The organism is Thermosipho africanus Ob7 (genome assembly GCF_003351105.1).
Lineage (GTDB): Bacteria > Thermotogota > Thermotogae > Thermotogales > Fervidobacteriaceae > Thermosipho > Thermosipho africanus.
In genome coordinates this window covers 175,731-194,239 of record NZ_NKRG01000005.1, presented here as the reverse complement: position 1 = coordinate 194,239, position 18,509 = coordinate 175,731, and the positions used below count along the sequence as shown (strand labels likewise).

Here is an 18,509-nt window from a genome sequence, read left to right as displayed (position 1 = left end):
ATTGCTTCTGCTATTTTTTCTGTTGTCATTTCATATTTTACTCCCAACACTCCTTCCATTATCATATCCGTTGCGTTTGCTGACACTATCGTTACTCCCAATACCTTCCCCGTTTCTTTTTCTTCTATTACCTTTGCAAATCCTAATTTCTCTTCCATTGTTCTTGCCCTTCCATTTGCTGATACCGGAAATTTATATATGTTTACTCTCTCTCTATCCACCTCTTTTTCTCTTTTTCCTACACTTGCTACTTCTGGGTTTGAAAAGATTATCGATGGTACTGCTCTATAGTCCATCTCTATTTCTTCTCCTGCTATATTGTGCGCTGCTACTATCCCTTCGTACATCGCAACATGTGCTAGCATTATCTGTCCTCTTATATCTCCTATTGCATATATGTTGTCTATATTTGTTCTCATATGTTTGTCTGTTTTTACTCCTCTTTCTATTTCTATGCCAAGTGCTTTTATATCTTCACTTATATTCGGTCTTCTTCCTACAGCAAGTAGTACTTTTTCAACTTCTATTTCTTTTCCTGCAACTTTTGCAATGTATTTTTCGCCTTTCTTTTCCACTCCTTCTACCTTTTCTCCTTCTATTATTTTTACTTTGTTCTTTTTTAATGCTTTTTTTATTTCTTCTGCTACATCACTATCTTCGTATGGTAAAATATGCTCTGCAAGTTCTACTACTGTTACATCTACTCCAAAGCTTGAAAAGAATGTTGCAAATTCTACTCCTATTACTCCTCCACCTATTATCAATATTGATTCTGGCATCTTTTCCATCTTAAATACATCATCACTTGTCCAGATACCTTCTATCTGATCAAATGGAGAAAAAATAACTGGTACAGAACCATGCGCTAAGATTATATTTTCTCCCTGTATTTCTTGTCCACTATTTTCAAGTAAGACTGTGTTTTTGTCTTTTAATACTGCTTTATCTTTAAATACATCAATCTTGTTCTTTTTCATTAAAAACTCTATGCCTTTTCTGGACATAGTAACAGATTTTTGCATGTGTTTCATGATTAATGAAAGATCATATGAAACATTATCAACTAAGATACCAAATTTTTTTGCCTTTTCATTTATTTCAGTAAAAAGGTGTGAGGCTGTAAGCATAGCTTTAGTAGGAATACACCCTTTATTGGTACAAGTACCACCAAATTCTTCTTTTTCAACAATTGCAACTTTTTTGCCAAGCTGTGAAAGCCTTATCGCTGCAACATATCCTCCAGGCCCTCCACCTATTACTATTGCTTCATACATGTTTTTACCTCCTTTGTTTATTCTACTAACTTATGATATAATATAATCTCATTTTTGGCAACAAGTTTAATTTTTGAAAAAATGGAAAAAATTGATAAATATGTTAAAATTTTAATATAAAATATGATAAAATATAAAACGTTGGGGGGGATTTAATGGAGATCAGACTGTTTGGCAAAGAATATGGTGTTTATTTTCAGTCAGAAAAAATTGTTTTAAAAAGTAAAAAGGCAGAGCATATTTTATATTACTTAATTTTGAATTATAAAAGAAAAGTATTTGTTAGTGAAATTCTTAACGTTTTTTTTGAAGGATATGATGAAAGTTATTCTCGGAAGAATCTTAATACACTTTTATATATGCTCAGAAAAGGATTAAATTTAACAAAAGATTCTCTAAAAATTGATAGGAATGTTGTATATTTAGACGTTTCGAAGTTGAAGATTGATTATATTTTATTTCAAAAGCTTATGGATAAAAGTCCTTCAAAAAAAACAAGGGATGAAATTGCAAAGATTTATAAAGGTGAGCTTTTGGAAGGCTTAGATGAAGAGTGGGTTGTTCCTTATCGTGAGTTGTGTGAAATGCAGATTTTAATGATCACTCAGCAATTGAAAAAGAATGATTTGAATTTATTTGAAAAACTTGCTGAGTTACCTACTAAAAATGAAATACCAATGGAACTTGCTTTAAAACTAATAGTATTGGATAGAAAAAGAAGAAATCCAATGTTTATTCCATTACTTATAAAGTCGCAGAGTGATATTAGTTCAAAAATTAGAAAAAGTGACTTTTATGTGAAGGTTTCAAAAAATACATATTTAATATTATTTGAATCCGGGAAGTCCGACAGTGAAACTTTGGAAAATATATTAAAGTTTAGATTTAATAATGATATTAAAATAATTGAAAAGCTTTAACTATTTAAAAAAGCCTGGCTGATGCCAGGCTTTTTATTAGTCTTCTAATATTTCTTTAACTTTATTTTTAATACTATCACTATCAAAACCATAAATTTTGAATAAGTAATTGCTATTACCAGATACTGGGAACCTATCAATACCAATCTTAACAAATTTGTCAGGGATAATTTTTAGATTGAAGAGTTTGTTTTCTATTAATGTTCCAAGTCCATTGTAAACATTATGGTCTTCAATTACAATCACTTTGTTTCGTGTGTATCTTGTAAGAACTTCCTCGTCTAAATCAAGTGGACAAGATACATTAAGTAAACCTACTTTGATTCCTTCATTCCTTAGTTCATCTACTGCTTTTAATGCTGGAGGAATTATTGAACCCATCGTGATAATTACAATATCATCTCCATCTCTTAATATATCAATTTTTCCATATTTAAATTCGTAATTTTCATCAAAGAATATGCTTCCATCTTCTTTTTTTATAGGTTCTAATTTACTTCTACCCATAGCTATTACAAAATTTCCATATTCTGATGCAACATATCTTACTGCTCTATCAGTTTGATTTGGATCTGCAGGAACAATGACTTTGAAGCCAAACCATGATAGAGGTGCAGAAACATAATTTAACGCATGATGTGTTTTTCCATCTTCACCAACATCTGTTCCGCAGTGAGTTACTACAACCTTAAGGTTTGTATTATTAATTGCGTTTAACCTATGTTGATTAAATGTTTCATCTATCCCAAATACTCCAAAATCTGCAAAAAATGTAATAAATCCTTCAACACTTAGTGCACCTGCTAATGCAGCAGCATTATGTTCTTGAACGCCAATTTCAATAAGCCTATCCTTTCTTTCTTTGTCAAGAAAATCTAATTTTACAGAAGATTTGAGATCGCAATCAACCGCTACAACGTTATCATTTATTAATGCAAGATCAGCAATAGCTCTTCCCAATGCTGATCTATTATCAGTTTTTTCTGTATAAGTTCTAAATTCACCTTTATTGATATTTACATCGTATTTTAATAACAATTTTTTATGTTCTGAAATTGGCAGTTTTTTTCTATTTTCAATGTATTTATCTATATCAATATTTAATCCGAGTTCTTGAATAGCCTTTTTGAATTCTTCTATTGATAATGGTTTACCGTGGTATTTTGGTGTATCTTCCATAAAGCTTACGCCTTTTCCAATAATAGTATGTGCAATTATTGCTGTTGGTTTTCCATCATTTTTAGCAATTTTTAGAGCCGAGAGTATTTGCTCGAAATCGTGTCCGTTTATTTCCAAAGTATTCCATCCAGCTGCTTCATATTCTTTTTTTAGATCTACATACATTATCTCTCTTGCTCTCCCGCTGATTTGAATATCGTTATAGTCAATAATAACAGTTAGGTTATCGAGATTATATTTATTTGCAGTTCTTCTTGCTTCTGCTACTTGGCCTTTTGCACTTTCACCGTCACTCATAACAACGTAAACATGATAGTCTTTATTTTTTAATTTTCCAGCTAAAGCCATTCCAACACCTGCGGAAAGTCCTTGGCCAAGATTTCCAGTAGTCCATTCAACGCCAGGAATACCTCTTGTGATATGTCCTTCAAAAATACTTGATGGATGTCTAAAACCAGTTAAAACTTCTTCTCTATTGATAAACCCATACGCTGCAAGTGTACTATATACCGCAGGTGAAATGTGACCATGGCTAACTATGATTCTATCTCTATCTTCGTTCCAAGGATCATTTGGAAAAACTCTTGCAAAAGAGTATAAACTAACTAAAATATCAATTGATGACATAGAACCACCTGGATGTCCAGATTGAGCTACGGTGGTCATGGTTAAAATATCTCCTCTACATTTTTTTGAAATTTCTTCAAGATTTAAATTCAAAATATACACCTCCTTCATTTTATCTCAATATATTATACCAAATGAAAAACAAATTTTCAGTAAAAATATTGTTATAAAAATTACTATGTTATAATATATTCTGAGGTGATTTTATGGATGCTTTGTCAAAAATTTATAACTCTGTAGCAGTTGTAACAATGAATTATAATGGTAATTTAAATGGGATAACTGTAGCCTGGATAATGAGGACTTCTATAGATCCAAAACTTTTAGCAATTTCAATAGGTAAACAGCGATATAGCTATGAACTTTTGAAAAAAGTAAATTTTTTTGGAATAAATTTGCTTAGTATCAATCAGATAAATATTGCAAAACATTTTGGAACTATTTCTGGAAGAAATTTTAACAAATTTGAAGGAATTGATTTTAAAATGAGTAAAAATAAAATTCCTATATTAAATGGTGTAGTTGCATATTTAGAGTGTGAAAAAATTGGAGATTTTGAATCAGGAGATCATAATATATTTTTAGGAAAAGTTAATTTTGAAGAAATTTTTAATAATGAAAAAGTTCTATTGTATGGAGAACATAAATTTTGGAGGGATTAAATGTTTGAGCATTACTATACTGAAAAACCAACAAGTGTTTTAAAAGTAAAGATTGTTGAATTAAAACTAAAAAATGGTCATGTATACAGATTTAAAAGCCCGAGTGGTGTATATTCATTTGGAAAGATTGATAGAGCGACAAAAATTTTGATCGAAAATAGTAGAATTAATTTTGGAGATGTATTAGATATTGGCTGTGGTTATGGAGTGATTGGAATAACTCTAAAAAAAGAAAATCCTGACATTAACCTTTATATGAGCGATATAAATCAGCGCGCAGTTGAGTTTGCAAAAATTAATAGTAAAGATAACAATATTGAAGCTGATATCAGACAGGGATATTTATATGAACCGTGGAATAATATGAGTTTTGATCATATAATTTCAAATCCACCAATTGTGGCAGGAAAACAAGTTTGGATGAACTTGATTGAGGGTGCATTTGAAAAGCTTAGAGAGGGTGGTACATTAGAACTTGTTGCATACCATAATAAAGGTGGAAAGAGAATAAAAGAATATATGAGATCGATTTTTGGAAATGTTGAAGAATTGTGTAAAGAAGGAGGAATAAGGGTTTATAGTTCTAAAAAATTATGACGCTTGAATTAAAAAATGTAAATTATATTTATAATTATAAAACAGTATTTCAAAAGCATGTTTTAAAAGATATAAACTTTAAAATTAATGATAATGAAGTTATTTTCATAATTGGGAAATCGGGAAGCGGTAAGACTACTTTGTTATATTTAATGGATTTTCTTTTGAAGCCTACTTTTGGAGAGATAGTTGTTGACGGCGAGGATCCTTTTACAAATCCTCATAAATTTAGGAAAAAAATAGGTTTTGCCTTTCAGTTTCCAGAAAAGCAGTTTTTTTCTGAGACTGTAGAGGATGAAATTATGTTTTCAATAAAAAATTTTGAAATTAAAAATCCAAAAGAAAGATTAGAAGAAATTAAGGATTTAATGAATTTAGATGATGAGTTATTGAAAAAATCTCCATTTCAACTTTCTGGCGGTCAACAAAGAAAAGTTGCAATAGCTAGTGCAATTGCTCATGATCCAGAACTCCTTATATTAGACGAGCCGACAGTAAGTTTAGATTATAAATCTGAAAAGTCGTTGATTGAATTTTTGAAACTTTGGGTCAGTAAAAAAGATAAAACATTGATAATAGTAACACATGATCTTGAAAAATTTTTGGACTTTAAAGGTAAAACTTTTGAAATTGTAGATGGAAGGTTATTTCCTGTAAACAGGGGGGAATTATTTTGAAATTTGCTTATAAAGCCTACGATAAAGAAATGAAAAAGGTAAGAGGGGAAATTGAAGCATACAACATTCAGGAAGCTTTATCAAAGCTAAAATCTAGTGGTTACATAGTTATAGATGTTAAAGAAGCTAGTAAAGTAAAGAAATTTAATTTTAATATATTTAGTATAAGATTAAAAGATATAGTTTTTTTTACAAGGCAATTAGAAACTATGGTAAAAGCCGGATTAAGGTTAAGAGAGGCAATTTATATTTTGTCAAACCAAGAGATATTTTCAAAAAGGTTCAGGAGTATTTTAGTTAATATAGTTAGTGAATTAGATGTGGGAACGTCTCTTTCAGAAGCGTTTAAAAAGCAAAAAGTTTTTGATGACGTATTTATCAATATGATTAAAGCCGGAGAAGAAGGTGGTGTTTTAGAGGAAACTCTTGAAAAATTAGCTAGTTATTATGAAAATTTAAATAGAACAAATCAACAGGTAAAATCCGCTATGGTTTATCCTACGTTTATTTTAGGATTTGCTGTTATAGTTGTTGTAGTAATAAGTGTTTTTATCTTGCCAAAGCTTTTCAATGTGTTTGGAACTATACCAACAGGGGGTATAATTTCCTTTTTAATTAGTGTCAATAAAGTTGTGACAGGTAATCCATTTATGGTAGCTTTTGTTATAATTTCTTTATTAGTTGGAATGTTTTTATTTTTAAGAACAGAACCGGGTAAAAAAACGAAAGAATTTTTCGGAAGATTATTTCCACCGATTAGGAAATTGCAGGAGAAAATTACATATGAAAGATTTTGTAGAACATTTGGAGTTTTAATTGCAAGTGGTGTTTCAATAATAGATTCATTGGAGATGGCAGCAAAAGCTTCAAATAATTTAAAGTTTATTATGAAAATAAAAAATGTTTCTGAAAAAGTAAAAAGTGGAAGTACTTTAAAGCAAGCTTTGAAAAGTGAAAAAGTTTTTCCTCAGATTATTTATGAAATGATTGGTACTGGAGAGGAAACAGGTAAGTTAGACACGATTATGGAAAAAGTGGCGGACTTTTTTGATGAGCAAATTCAACAGGATACAAAAAAACTTTTATCAATGCTTGAACCTTTAATGATTGCTTTTGTAGGTTTGTTTATTGCATTTTTAGCTTATGCAATGTATTCTACTATTTTTCAAATGCAATCTACTTTTGGTGGTTAATATGACATATATTGAGGTTTTAATGGTTATTGCAATTTCGTTAATAGTTTTTTCTGTTTCAATTTTTTCGTTGTTTTCGATTCTTGATAAAGTTATGCTAGAAGAAGAATTATTTAAAACGATTGTATATTGTGGATTGTGGAAATCTAATGCTGATATGATTGAGTATAATGCTGATACTGTCAAAATTTATTACTCGTTATTTACAAAGAATGAAATACTAATAAGGAAGAAGATATATTTTGGAGATTATTTTGAAGATAATAACTTGAGAATTATTCCAAGAAAAAGTGTTACTTCAGGAACTTTTGGGAGTTTTAAGATTGAACCTATTTCATTTGATGTATCTGTAAAATAAAGGGGGGAAGTTTTTTGCCGAATCTTTTAAGTAGAAGATTGGTTGGGTTTGATATAATTGGCAGTAAAGTATATCAGGCGGTTGGTGAGTATTTTTTTGGAAAAATCAAAATTAAAGAATTAAGAGAATATAATGGAGATTTTGAATTTGAAGTAGATGATTTGATTATAGTGAATATACCTTGGGATTTGATTTTAAATTTAAATCTTCAAATGCCAATGATAAAAAAAAGGAAGGATATTGAAAATTATATCGTTTTAGAAGTTTCACAAAATTTTAATTTAGAAAGTTCTGAATTTAGTTTTGATTTTTTAAAAACTTCTAACGGTTTGGAAGTATTTGTTGTAAGAAAAGCCGATTTAAATGAGTATTTTCACAAATTAGAATCTATGAAGATACCTGAACCAGATATTGTTTATCCTGATTTCTTTAAGGAATCTTTATTGCTTTCAAAATTTCCAGGTTATAACATTGAATTTTTCATAAATTCAGAATATTCGGGGCTAATTATTTTAAATGGAAGTAATATTGAATCGGTAAGGTATTCAGAATTGAGCCTAAAATACTTAAATGATTTGTGCAATGATGAATTTGGTTATAATTTATATGAAGTTGAAGATTTGGATGATGAAGTTTTAAAAGAAGATGTTAGTAGATTTTTATACAATTTTTTAGGAGACATGTTTTCATTGATTGAACGTGAGATTTTTGTTAGTTTAAATTCTTCTCAAAAACAATTAACTATTGAAGATATACAATCTGGATTTGTATATACTGATTCAGAATTAGTGAATAAATTAATTTTTGAACATTATACAGATTCTGAAATTTTTAATAAAATTTTCACTGCTCGCAATTTTAAATATCCTGTTATAAAACCTAAGTATTTAGGAAGTTTAGGGTTAATTACAAGGGGGGGATTTGAGTTTGGAAAATTTAAATTTATACAAAGATAAAGAAAAGAGAATTTCATTAAAGAGATTTTTAATATATTTAATTATATCGTTTCTACCTTTTTTTTCATTGTATTATTTTTCTCAATTCTTTTTGTTTACAAATATAGCAAATATAATTAGAAATCATCCATTGGTTTTTAATGAAATTTCTTTTAATGAATTAACTGAAATTCCTGACATTGTTGATTTAAAGATTTCAGAATATGATTCTAAAATAAATAGTTTGATTAATAAGATTAGATTTTTAAAAACTTCTTTGAATAAATCTTTCTTTTCAAAGTATTTTCTTCAAGTTTTAGTTAATGAATTATCTAATATTAATGAATATTTTTTTATAAAAAATATTGAATTTGATGGTAATAGTTTTTTGATAACTTTTTATGAATATTCGGAAAAGCCTGTTGTTCCCGAAACGATAAAGGAGAAATTAAGTAAGTATTATAAAAATGTCGAACTAAAAGTTACTGACATTAAAAATGTATATGAGAATTTTAAAATGTATGAGTTACAATTGGGGGGAGAGTTGTGAGTTTGAAATTAAAAATTGCTAATTTGATTTTAATTATAGCCTTTTTGTTTGGGATTTTATTTGCACTGTATGATTTTTTATTTATTAAAATTTCATTTTTAAAAAAGTTTAATCAAAAAACTATAATTTTAGATAGGAAAATTAGTGATTTTAAAATTTTGTTAACGCAGTATAATAATGCAAAGTTATTTTTAAATAAAGATAGTCATTTTAGTAGTGAAATAGCTAAGTATTTAGATGAAAACAAACGTTTATCTAATACACTTGAAAGGGAAGAATTTGAAAAGTTTTTCTATAATTTGGTTAATTCAAAATCTATAATTATTAATAAATTAAATGTTGATGTAAATGTTGATTTTCCATTAATATTTAATTCCAAAAGTAAAGCAAACATTTCGTTAGATTTAGAGGTTGGTGATATAATTGACATTAAATAAGAAATATTTATTTATTATTTTAGTGTTAATTTTAATTGTAGTAATTTTTTTCATTTCTATTTTAAATTTGAGAAAAAGTTTAGAAGTTGAAGTTTTAAGTTCTGTTAATGTTGTTAAAATAAAAGATTATTATCTAAACTTTATTAATGTAAAAGATGTAAGTTTTTTTGAGCCTTATTACTTGAAAATTGATGGAAGTTACTCGAAATTGGGTAATTTTTCAATTGTAGAAGATTTAGAATATTTAGGTTATTATGATGAATCAGGAACTTCAGTGGTATATTTAAGAAATGATAAGCAATTATTGAAAGTTGATCCCAAGCAGATTTTACTAAATAGATATTACATATTAAATATTTCAGGAAATAGTCTTGTGGTATTAGATATTAAAGATGGAAGTATTAAATTAATAGTTTCAAAAAAGTCAGGGGGGATAAGTGATGAAAATTAAATTTGCAGTTATTTTATTTTTGGTTATATCTTTAAATTTGATTGCTAATTTAGTTAACGTTGATTATTACATAAATGGTAATAAAATGCAGTTGATAATAGAGAATGATAGGAATCTTCAACCCTCTGAAGTTGATTTTGGTTGGAATGATTCACAAAATGTTTATTATTTGACCTTAAAAAATACAATTTCTAAAAATTCATTTTTACCAGTATCGAAAGGTCCTTTAGAAGGTTTACAAATAGTAACTATTAATAATGATACAAATGTATTCTTGTTTTATCTGGTACCAGTTAAGGTTGATTGGATTGTTATGGGGAATAAAATAGTTATTACAATGCCTGTAAGTGTTTCTGATAAGAAATATAGTTTTTCATTTTTGAATGCTCCATTGGATGTTGTTATAAGGGATTTTTCTGATGCAATTGGTGTTAATATTTCACTATACGATGGAGTTAGAAATAAAAATGTGAATCTCGAGGTCAATGATGTTTCTATTGAAGATGCTTTAAGATTGTTACTATTAAATAATCCAGATGTTTGTTATGCATATGGACCGGATGGAACGCTTTATTTGGGGTTAGAAAATGAAATTAAAAAGAATTTTGCATATTATTGGCAAATTTATTATGAGGAAATTGATTCTGAGAAAATAAGATTGTTACTTGGTGCTGGAACTTTTGCTAATTATATAAAGGATAAGAGCAAACTATTTGTCTATGGAGGCATTAGGGAACACAGATTAATTGCTGATGCTATATCTCAGCAGCCCAGTAAGTCATGGTATTACTTTAAATTTAATGTTAGTAAAGAAGTTTTAGAAGATTTTTTAACTAATATTTCGAGTATATATGATTTTAAATATTCTATTTTGTATGGATTAAGGCAAGTTGCGATATATTCAGATAATGAATCTGCTAATACTATTGGTTACTTAATTTCAATTTTAAAAGATAGTTTTGACGATCCATTTTTTGATTATGTAACAGTTGAAGTTGGGTATCCAGAAAGAATAAAAACTATTTTAGAAAGCTTAAATATACCATTTAAATCTTTAGGTCAAGACATAAAAGTTCCAGAGAAGTTTAGAGATGTAGTGATTAGATTAAATAATGATAGAACAATAGGTAATCCTTACAGAATGGTTTTTGAAGATATAAATGTTGATACAGTTAAAAGGGCATTAGAATATTTAAATGTTTCCGAGGAAAACGGTAAGGTTTTAGAAGTTAATGGAAAAGTTTTCGTAACTCTTTTTGTAACTAAACAAGTTTATTCTAGATTTATGCAATTTTTGGAACTTGCAAGTGTAAAAACTTTAAGGTTGAAAATTAATAAAGAAAATTTAAAACTGTACGATGTGGAAATTTTAAAGGAATTTTCAGATGGTAGTTTCTTGATTAGAGGAAAAGAAAAAGTTATTGATGAAATAATTGCTAATAATACTTTAAATTCAAAATTTGTTTTAGAGATAACTCCATTTGATCCGCCAAAAGCAGTTTTTAAAGCACTTTTGGATGCTTCACCAGTCTATGAAACTGATAATTTGATGGTTTTTAATAATGCGAATAATGATATGGAAAACAAGGTAAAGGAAATTAGAGAAAGTTACGGAGAAAAAATACAGTTTATTGAAAATATTCATCTTAATGAATCTCAAACAAAGATTTTAAAAGATTTGTATAACATTGAAGTTATCAATACTGAAAAAGGTGTTATTCTTAAAGGAAGACAAATTTCCAAGGCATTTGAGTTTATAAATAATTATTTTGGCAATAGTGAAAATAAATATTATTTGGAGAAAATAAATCTTCAAAATTACGAAGAACTTCAAGGAGTAATATCGCAGTTGTATAAAGTGAATATGGAATATTATCCAAAAAGTCAGATATTAATTCTTAATGGAAGTAGTGAAAATGTTGAAAAAGCAAGAGAATTTGTAAGAAAATACTCACAAGGTAAGAGTTTTAAGATTTTAAATAATGTTTATTTTGATGGAATTGACGAATTATTAAAAGAGGTGGGAGAATTAAAGGTATTTAAAATAAACAATAATGTATTGCTTTTAGGGAGCCAGTCAGAAATCGATGAAGCAGAAACTTTGCTTGAAAATTTAACTAATGATTCGACAATAGTTTCGTTGGCAAGTGATTTAGACGAAGGAAAGATTAATGAGCTATTAAATCTTTACTTTGGAAATAACATAATTGTTAAAAAAATAGATGATAAGTTTTATTTAAAGGGCAATGAAAAATTAGTTTATAGGGCAATAGAGTTATTAAAAGAATTTTCTAAGAATCAAATAAGTTTCGAAAATGGTAGATTATATATAGATGTAAAAGATTATGATTTAGACGAATTAATTAAGAAAGTATTTTTATTAACAACTAAAAAGAGTGTAATATTTGATGAAGAAGTGAAAAAGAAAGTAGATATAAAATTGTCAAATGCATCGATAGAAGATTTTGAGAAATTATTAAACGAATACGGTGTTTTTGTTAGAGAAGAAAACGGATTTTTACATGTTGGAAGAAAATTAAAATCACAATTTGTAGAGGTTGTTGATAATAAAATTACTATTAATGCTACTAATATTTCAATAGAACAACTTGCCAGAGAAATTTATCCCAAATTTGGTTATTCGGTTTTGATTGATTCTGTAACCGATAATTTGAATATTGTTTTAAAAGATTCGAGTCTGGACGAATTTGAAAATATTATAAGTTCGAAAGTCGATATAACAAAAGAAGGAAGTATGGTATTTATAAAACCAAAAGGGCAAGAAAATGTTACAAATGTTAGTGGGAAAAATGTGAATATAAGTGAAGATGGTTTAATTACAATAAACGCAGAAAATGTTCCACTTAAAAATATAATTGAACAGGTTGTAAAAGGTTATAAATACTCTGCTGTTATTTCAAGAGAAATTAATTCAATTGCTAATATTTACGTTCAAGATATTACTTTTGATGATTTTGAAACAATTTTAAGTAATTATAATGTAGCAATAAAAAAAGAAAACGGTATTTACATCTTTGATATGATAACAGGTAGTTCAACAAAGACAACTACAACATTTGTATTTTCAGTTTCTCAAAATGTTGATAAAGTAAAAGAATTAATAGAGTTTTATGGTGGTCAATCGTTTGTTGATACTTCGGCAGGAGTTGTTATTGCAACAGGAATTGATGCAAAAGTTGCTGAAGAGGTCAGAAGTTACATTAAACAAAATTTAAATGCAAAGCTTGCATTGATAGAAGTTAAAGTAGTAGATGAAGAGTTATCAGATAATTTTGAGTATAATTTGGGGAAAATAACGTCAGATTTGGGTACTTTATCAAATGATGATTTTAACGTTAAATTATCATTGAGTAATTTGAGCATTGAAGGAATTATAAATAAGTTATTGTCTATTGGAAGTGATGGTAATAGTAATTTAAATATTGAGATAGGCAATGGAAATAATGTAACTAATAAAAACACAAATGTTTTAGCAAGTCCAAACGTAGTAGCAAAGAGCGGAGAAACAGCAAGTATTTTAATAGGTGATAAGATCCCTATAGTTTTATCAACAGCAGAAAATACTCAAGAAATTAAATACATTGAATCTGGAGTAACACTTGAAATTACTCCGTATATTAATGCTGATAATACTATTGATTTGGAACTTAATATTAAAGTCAGTAGTTTTGATTGGGATTTAAAGAGCCAATACTCGCTCTCATTACCAGTTGAAAGAACAAGAGAATTTTCATCAAAGATATTGTTGAAAGAAAATCAGACTTTAGTAATTGGAGGACTTTCTAGAGAGGAAAATAGCAAAACAGTTTCAAAGATTCCAATATTAGGTGATTTACCAATTATTGGAAAATTCTTTGTTTCTGAAAAATCTGATAAAGTTAAACGTAATATAGTAATATTTATTTCAGCCAAGGTTGTGAAATAATGGAAAGAGAGATGTACTATGCTGATAAATTTTATCCTAAAAATTCAGAATTATTGATAAAATTTTTTAACCAATTTTGCAAAGTAAAAGAAATTAAAAATACAAATTCTAATTTTGGTTTAATTTTGCCTCATGCAGGATACGTTTATAGTGGCAAAACGGCTTTGTATGCAATATGTAAAGCTTTGGATTTTGGAAAACCTGAAAGAATAATTATATTTGGAACAAATCATACTGGAATTGCCGGAAATATTTGTTCATTGTGGCCAAGAGGAAAATGGAATACTCCCTTTGGATATGTTGGGATTGACGAAGAATTAAATAATTATTTGTTAAAAAATGAAATTTTTGAAGAGAACTATAAAGCTCATATATTAGAACATTCAATTGAAGTTTTGCTGCCGATTTTAAAATATTATTTTGGCAGCTTTAAATTTGTACCGATTATTTATAATTATCAATCTTATGAAAACACAATAAAGATAGTTGAATTATTAAAAAAGATAGATTTAAAAAATACTCTTTTAGTTGCTTCATCTGATTTTAATCATTACGAATCTCATGAAATTACTCTTAGAAAAGATGAAAAATTGATTGAAAAGATATTGGAAAGGAATATAGAAGGAATTTATTCGCTAAGAAAATCAATTAGTGCTTGTGGAATAGGGCCAATGTCAGTTTTAACGATGTATTTTGATAATGTAAAGCTTGTATATCACACTACCAGTGCCGAATATTCAAAGGATTATACTTTTACCGTAGGGTATGCAAGCTTTGTTTTATGGTGAGATTTTGAATAGCAAAATAAAGTATTTTAAAGAATTTATCATTATTTTCACACTATTTATATTGATAAGTACAGTTATATTTCATGAAAAACAATATAATAATGTAAATAGTAAGGAAATTAAGAGAGACTATGAATCACAAATAATAGATCTTAACAAGGCTGATTTAGAACAGTTAATGAGTCTTCCTGGGATTGGAACAGTAAAAGCCAAAGCAATTATTTCCTACAGGCAAGCGCACGGGAATTTTAATTCAATTGATGATTTAATAAATGTTACTGGTATTGGTCCGTCAACACTTGAAAAAATAAGAGATTATGTAACAGTTTCAAAAACGAATGAGGTACAAATTAATATGAATAATGAGCTTAAAAAGATAAATATTAATAAAGCTGATGAAAAACAGCTTGAAAAATTACCAGGAATAGGCCCTACAAAAGCAAAGAGAATAATTGAGTATAGAGAAAAAAATGGCAAGTTTAACTCTTTAAATGAACTTCTAAATGTTAATGGAATAGGTCCGAAAACACTTGAAAAGATAAAAAATTATTTAGCGTTTTGAAAATATAAAGTATAGCAAAAATAAAGAAAAAAGGAATGCTATTAGTTGAAAAATATTGTAAAAAGATAATAATGAAACAAATAAAAAAAACATACCAAGAACAAGTGAAATTTCGTCGGTAATTTTATTATTAAATTTGCTAAATAATGTGGATAAAGTAAGAATTGCCAATGTATTGAATAAAAAGCTAAGAAAGAGTTTAGTATACAACTTTTCCATTCCAGGTATAAATTGTCCTCCAGAAATTCTTCCAGGAACTTTTAAAATCCAAGAATATTGAATTATTCCTTTTGAAAAAAGCGTAACCGTGATCATACTAACTATAGTAAAAGTTAGTGAAATTGATATGACTAGCCATTTTAATTTGTTATTCATAAGATCTCCCTCCTTTTAAGTCCTATATAAATTATATCACTACTTGACTTTAGCTAAAACTTTTGATAAAATTTTGTTGAGAATTATTTTCAATAAGAAGGGGGAGAGGTTTTGACTTTAGATAAAATACCGGAATGTGTAAAAGTGAAAATTGTATCAATCAAAGATTCTAAAATTAAAAACAGACTTTTGGGTTTGGGATTAATTCCTGAAAGCATAGTCGAAGTTGTTAGAACTTCTCCTATGGGAGATCCAAGAATGTACAGAGTTTTTAATAAATTAATATCTATGAGAAATTCAGAGGCTTCTACTATTGAAGTTGTATTGTTAGATGATTCAATACCATTATCTTTGGCAAATGATGGTGAATATGAAGTTGTTGAATTTTGTGGAGGAAGAAGATTTTTATATAAAGTTAGTAAATTGGGGATTTTGCCAGGAAAAATTATTCAAGTAAAAGATGGTGAAATTTTTTTGGATAATAGTAAAATTCATTTAGGTGAGGGGATGAAAAACAAAATAATATTAAGGAGGATCTGATATGGTAGTGACCGTAGCTTTAGTTGGAAATCCAAATGTTGGTAAAACAAGTATTTTTAATAGGCTTGTCGGTGCAAGGCAATATGTTGCAAATTGGCCCGGAGTTACTGTAAGTAAAATCGAGGGTGCAACCGAATGGAAAGGAAATACATTACATTTTATAGATCTTCCTGGAACGTATTCATTGTCATCAAAATCGATTGATGAAAAGATTACTCGAGATTTTTTATTTTTTTCACCTCCAAATGTGACTTTATTAATAGCTGATTCTTTAAATCCTGAACAGAGTTTTTATCTCTTAATAGAAACCTTGGAGATTACAAAAAGCGTAATCTTGGTTATGAATTCTTATGATGAAGTTAAAAGGCAAAAGACAAAAATTGATAAGTATGAACTTCAAAAACATTTTGGAGTCCCTGTAGTATTTACTTCCGCAAAAACTGGAGAAGGAATTAGTGAGTTAAAAGATATGATAGTTGATATAGCAAAAGGTAAAAAAATTAAAAATGTTATTTTTGATTATAAAGAATATGAAAAGATAATTGTAGATATTGAAAATCAAATTCCAGATGATTTATTTAAAAATAAAAGATATGCTGCACTTAAATATTTAGAAGGGGACGAATATTTTGTTAATAAACTTGAAAATATAGTGAAAATTGATAAAGCTATTAAAGAAAATGCATTGAATCATATTCCGAAAATAAGATATGAATATGTAAAATACGTATTAAAAGAAGCGTATTCTGGTAATAATATTGAGTATATAAAGACCATGAATGATAAGATAGACCACGTTTTAACACACAAAATATTTGGTATTCCAATTTTAGTAGCTATTATGTATATTATATTTAAATTTACTTTTGATGTGGTACAGCCATTAGCTGATATATTGGATTATTCTTTTAGTCAACTTGCAGACTATGTAAAATCTTTTGGTGATGGTTTGTTCACTTCGTTAATTGCAGATGGATTAATTGGTGGTGTTGGTGGTGTTTTAGTATTTGTTCCTAATATTTTTGCATTGTTTATTGCGTTAGGTATTTTAGAAGAAACAGGTTATTTGCCCAGAGCAGCTTTTGTATTGGATAGAATAATGTATAAAATGAAACTTTCAGGAAGATCATTTATGTCTTTACTGTTAGGTTTTGGTTGTAATGTTCCATCTATTATGACTGCAAGAGGATTACCAGATGAGAAAGAAAGATTAGGAACTATACTTTCGGCACCTTTTATTTCATGTAGTGCAAGGTTGCCTGTTTATATGATGATAATCAGTATATTTTTTCCAAGGTATAAAGCTGAGGTTTTGTTTAGTATTTATGCTATAAGTATATTGATTACAGCTTTTACAGCTTTTTTTGTCAATAAAGTATTTTTCAAGGGTGAAAGTGTCCCATTAGTAATGGAATTGCCCAGGTATAGAGTGCCTACGATTAGAAATATAGCAATTTATATGTGGAATAAAGGAAGTCATTTTTTAAAGAAGGCAGGAACAATAATTCTTATTACAAGTATTTTAGTTTGGGGACTTACTTATTTTCCAAATAAAGGAGATGTTGAAACAAGTTATGCATCATATATCGGAAAAACTTTGGAATATATTTTAAAACCTCTAGGTTTTGATTGGAAAATTGGAACAGCATTATTTTTTGGAGGTGTTGCTAAAGAAGTAATAGTTTCGACAATGTCTATGTTATATGGATTTACAGAGGGAGATTTGATTAGTGCAAAACTCGCTCTTAGTGAGTCTTTAAATAGTGTAAATGCTTATGCATTTTTAATTTTTGTGATGTTATATATTCCTTGTTTTGCTACAATTGCGACCATAAAAAGTGAAACTGGAAGTTGGAAGTGGGTTATTTTTACTGTAATATATAGTTTTTTGATAGCATATATATTGTCCTTTATCTTCTTAAATTTAGGAAAATTAATTATAGGCTAATAGGGATTTCCCTATTAGCCTTATTCTTTATTACTTATTTCTAGGTATCTTTCAATTGTATTTATTACCTCACTAATACTAAAATTTCTTGCAAATCGTTTGATTTCAAATTCTTTATCCAATATTATTACTGTTGGTACTGTAAATACTAATTTTTGAGCTGGATAAGAAGGATTTTCTATAACGTCAATTACCTCAATATCAATATCAAAGTTTTTTGCTATAGTTTGGATTTTGGGAAGCATAGCTTTACATACACTGCATTTGTCATTCTTAAAGTATTCTATCTTCATTAAATCACCTCCTGATCTAATTCTTCCAAACATTGTCCATTTTAACATTTGATTTATGACATTTCAATAATTTTATTAATACAGGAAAATTACAAATTTTCTATTAGAATTAAACTTATATACTATCTCTAGATAGTTGAAATAGTTAGTTTATATGTTAGAATATTAATGAACAAATAAAATCAAGGAGGGGTTTT

Annotated in this window: 19 protein-coding genes; 15 read left to right on the top strand and 4 right to left on the bottom strand. The window is 27.9% G+C overall.

The features are described from left to right. Positions 1-1,274, bottom strand: a 1,274-nt coding sequence (gene lpdA, locus OB7_RS06895; protein WP_114702848.1) for a dihydrolipoyl dehydrogenase, incomplete at its 3' end; no start/stop codon positions are given. A gap of 155 nt (positions 1,275-1,429) precedes the next feature. Between lpdA and OB7_RS06890 the strand changes: the two genes are divergently transcribed. Continuing rightward, on the top strand, positions 1,430-2,194 hold the full coding sequence (locus OB7_RS06890) for a hypothetical protein (RefSeq protein WP_114702847.1): 765 nt from the start codon (positions 1,430-1,432) through the stop codon (positions 2,192-2,194). 36 nt (positions 2,195-2,230) lie between these two features. Here the strand turns inward: OB7_RS06890 and OB7_RS06885 are convergent, their stop codons facing one another. Continuing rightward, the gene (locus OB7_RS06885) at positions 2,231-4,111 is read right to left on the bottom strand and encodes a transketolase (protein ID WP_038042604.1); all 1,881 of its coding nucleotides are present in this window, start codon (positions 4,109-4,111) and stop codon (positions 2,231-2,233) included. 95 nt (positions 4,112-4,206) lie between these two features. On the opposite strand from OB7_RS06885, the gene OB7_RS06880 reads away from it, so the two are divergent. The 12 genes from OB7_RS06880 to OB7_RS06825 are packed head-to-tail and all read left to right on the top strand — an operon-like array spanning position 4,207 to position 15,156. Further along, on the top strand, positions 4,207-4,662 hold the full coding sequence (locus OB7_RS06880) for a flavin reductase family protein (protein ID WP_004103376.1): 456 nt from the start codon (positions 4,207-4,209) through the stop codon (positions 4,660-4,662). Next, positions 4,663-5,259, top strand: coding sequence for a class I SAM-dependent methyltransferase (locus OB7_RS06875; protein WP_012579317.1), 597 nt, complete (start codon positions 4,663-4,665; stop codon positions 5,257-5,259). Then, positions 5,256-5,936 carry an ATP-binding cassette domain-containing protein gene (locus tag OB7_RS06870; RefSeq protein WP_114702846.1) on the top strand — a complete coding sequence of 227 codons (681 nt, stop codon included), beginning with the start codon at positions 5,256-5,258 and terminating at the stop codon, positions 5,934-5,936. Before OB7_RS06875 ends, OB7_RS06870 begins: the two co-directional genes overlap by 4 nt. After that, a complete protein-coding gene (locus OB7_RS06865; protein ID WP_114702845.1) occupies positions 5,933-7,129 on the top strand; it encodes a type II secretion system F family protein in 1,197 nt (398 codons plus the stop codon). Before OB7_RS06870 ends, OB7_RS06865 begins: the two co-directional genes overlap by 4 nt. Position 7,130: 1 nt before the next feature. Continuing rightward, positions 7,131-7,487, top strand: a complete 357-nt coding sequence (locus tag OB7_RS06860) for a type II secretion system protein (protein ID WP_004103374.1) — start codon at positions 7,131-7,133, stop codon at positions 7,485-7,487. A 14-nt stretch (positions 7,488-7,501) separates the two neighbouring features. After that, positions 7,502-8,443, top strand: coding sequence for a hypothetical protein (locus OB7_RS06855; RefSeq protein ID WP_012579315.1), 942 nt, complete (start codon positions 7,502-7,504; stop codon positions 8,441-8,443). Next, positions 8,415-8,972 (top strand): hypothetical protein, encoded by a 558-nt coding sequence (locus tag OB7_RS06850; RefSeq protein ID WP_012579314.1) that lies wholly within the window; start codon positions 8,415-8,417, stop codon positions 8,970-8,972. Before OB7_RS06855 ends, OB7_RS06850 begins: the two co-directional genes overlap by 29 nt. Next, on the top strand, positions 8,969-9,409 hold the full coding sequence (locus OB7_RS06845; protein WP_004103373.1) for a hypothetical protein: 441 nt from the start codon (positions 8,969-8,971) through the stop codon (positions 9,407-9,409). Before OB7_RS06850 ends, OB7_RS06845 begins: the two co-directional genes overlap by 4 nt. Then, positions 9,396-9,860 carry a hypothetical protein gene (locus OB7_RS06840; protein WP_004103372.1) on the top strand — a complete coding sequence of 155 codons (465 nt, stop codon included), beginning with the start codon at positions 9,396-9,398 and terminating at the stop codon, positions 9,858-9,860. The genes OB7_RS06845 and OB7_RS06840 overlap by 14 nt, the downstream gene beginning before the upstream one ends. Next, positions 9,850-13,806, top strand: coding sequence for a type II secretion system protein GspD (locus tag OB7_RS06835; protein WP_004103370.1), 3,957 nt, complete (start codon positions 9,850-9,852; stop codon positions 13,804-13,806). Before OB7_RS06840 ends, OB7_RS06835 begins: the two co-directional genes overlap by 11 nt. After that, positions 13,806-14,594 (top strand): AmmeMemoRadiSam system protein B, encoded by a 789-nt coding sequence (gene amrB, locus OB7_RS06830; RefSeq protein WP_004103367.1) that lies wholly within the window; start codon positions 13,806-13,808, stop codon positions 14,592-14,594. Before OB7_RS06835 ends, amrB begins: the two co-directional genes overlap by 1 nt. Further along, positions 14,572-15,156 carry a ComEA family DNA-binding protein gene (locus OB7_RS06825; protein ID WP_232617982.1) on the top strand — a complete coding sequence of 195 codons (585 nt, stop codon included), beginning with the start codon at positions 14,572-14,574 and terminating at the stop codon, positions 15,154-15,156. Before amrB ends, OB7_RS06825 begins: the two co-directional genes overlap by 23 nt. Here the strand turns inward: OB7_RS06825 and OB7_RS06820 are convergent. Continuing rightward, positions 15,145-15,531, bottom strand: a complete 387-nt coding sequence (locus tag OB7_RS06820; RefSeq protein ID WP_012579312.1) for a hypothetical protein — start codon at positions 15,529-15,531, stop codon at positions 15,145-15,147. The genes OB7_RS06825 and OB7_RS06820 overlap by 12 nt on opposite strands. 111 nt (positions 15,532-15,642) lie before the next feature. Here OB7_RS06820 and OB7_RS06815 point away from each other — a divergent pair, with 111 nt between their 5' ends. Beyond that, positions 15,643-16,071, top strand: coding sequence for a FeoA family protein (locus tag OB7_RS06815; protein ID WP_004103358.1), 429 nt, complete (start codon positions 15,643-15,645; stop codon positions 16,069-16,071). A gap of 1 nt (position 16,072) precedes the next feature. Then, on the top strand, positions 16,073-18,019 hold the full coding sequence (feoB, locus tag OB7_RS06810) for a ferrous iron transport protein B (protein ID WP_012579311.1): 1,947 nt from the start codon (positions 16,073-16,075) through the stop codon (positions 18,017-18,019). 20 nt (positions 18,020-18,039) lie between these two features. Here feoB and OB7_RS06805 read toward each other — a convergent pair whose 3' ends face one another. Then, positions 18,040-18,312, bottom strand: a complete 273-nt coding sequence (locus OB7_RS06805) for a thioredoxin family protein (protein WP_004103357.1) — start codon at positions 18,310-18,312, stop codon at positions 18,040-18,042. Between the last annotated feature and the right edge of the window lie 197 nt (positions 18,313-18,509).

Coding starts and splice junctions, on each gene's coding strand:
- OB7_RS06890 (WP_114702847.1), top strand. CDS start 1,430: ATGGAGATCAGACTGTTTGGCAAAGAATATGGTGTTTATTTTCAGTCA.
- OB7_RS06885 (WP_038042604.1), bottom strand. CDS start 4,111: ATGAAGGAGGTGTATATTTTGAATTTAAATCTTGAAGAAATTTCAAAA.
- OB7_RS06880 (WP_004103376.1), top strand. CDS start 4,207: ATGGATGCTTTGTCAAAAATTTATAACTCTGTAGCAGTTGTAACAATG.
- OB7_RS06875 (WP_012579317.1), top strand. CDS start 4,663: ATGTTTGAGCATTACTATACTGAAAAACCAACAAGTGTTTTAAAAGTA.
- OB7_RS06870 (WP_114702846.1), top strand. CDS start 5,256: ATGACGCTTGAATTAAAAAATGTAAATTATATTTATAATTATAAAACA.
- OB7_RS06860 (WP_004103374.1), top strand. CDS start 7,131: ATGACATATATTGAGGTTTTAATGGTTATTGCAATTTCGTTAATAGTT.
- OB7_RS06835 (WP_004103370.1), top strand. CDS start 9,850: ATGAAAATTAAATTTGCAGTTATTTTATTTTTGGTTATATCTTTAAAT.
- amrB (WP_004103367.1), top strand. CDS start 13,806: ATGGAAAGAGAGATGTACTATGCTGATAAATTTTATCCTAAAAATTCA.
- OB7_RS06825 (WP_232617982.1), top strand. CDS start 14,572: ATGCAAGCTTTGTTTTATGGTGAGATTTTGAATAGCAAAATAAAGTAT.
- OB7_RS06820 (WP_012579312.1), bottom strand. CDS start 15,531: ATGAATAACAAATTAAAATGGCTAGTCATATCAATTTCACTAACTTTT.
- feoB (WP_012579311.1), top strand. CDS start 16,073: ATGGTAGTGACCGTAGCTTTAGTTGGAAATCCAAATGTTGGTAAAACA.
- OB7_RS06805 (WP_004103357.1), bottom strand. CDS start 18,312: ATGAAGATAGAATACTTTAAGAATGACAAATGCAGTGTATGTAAAGCT.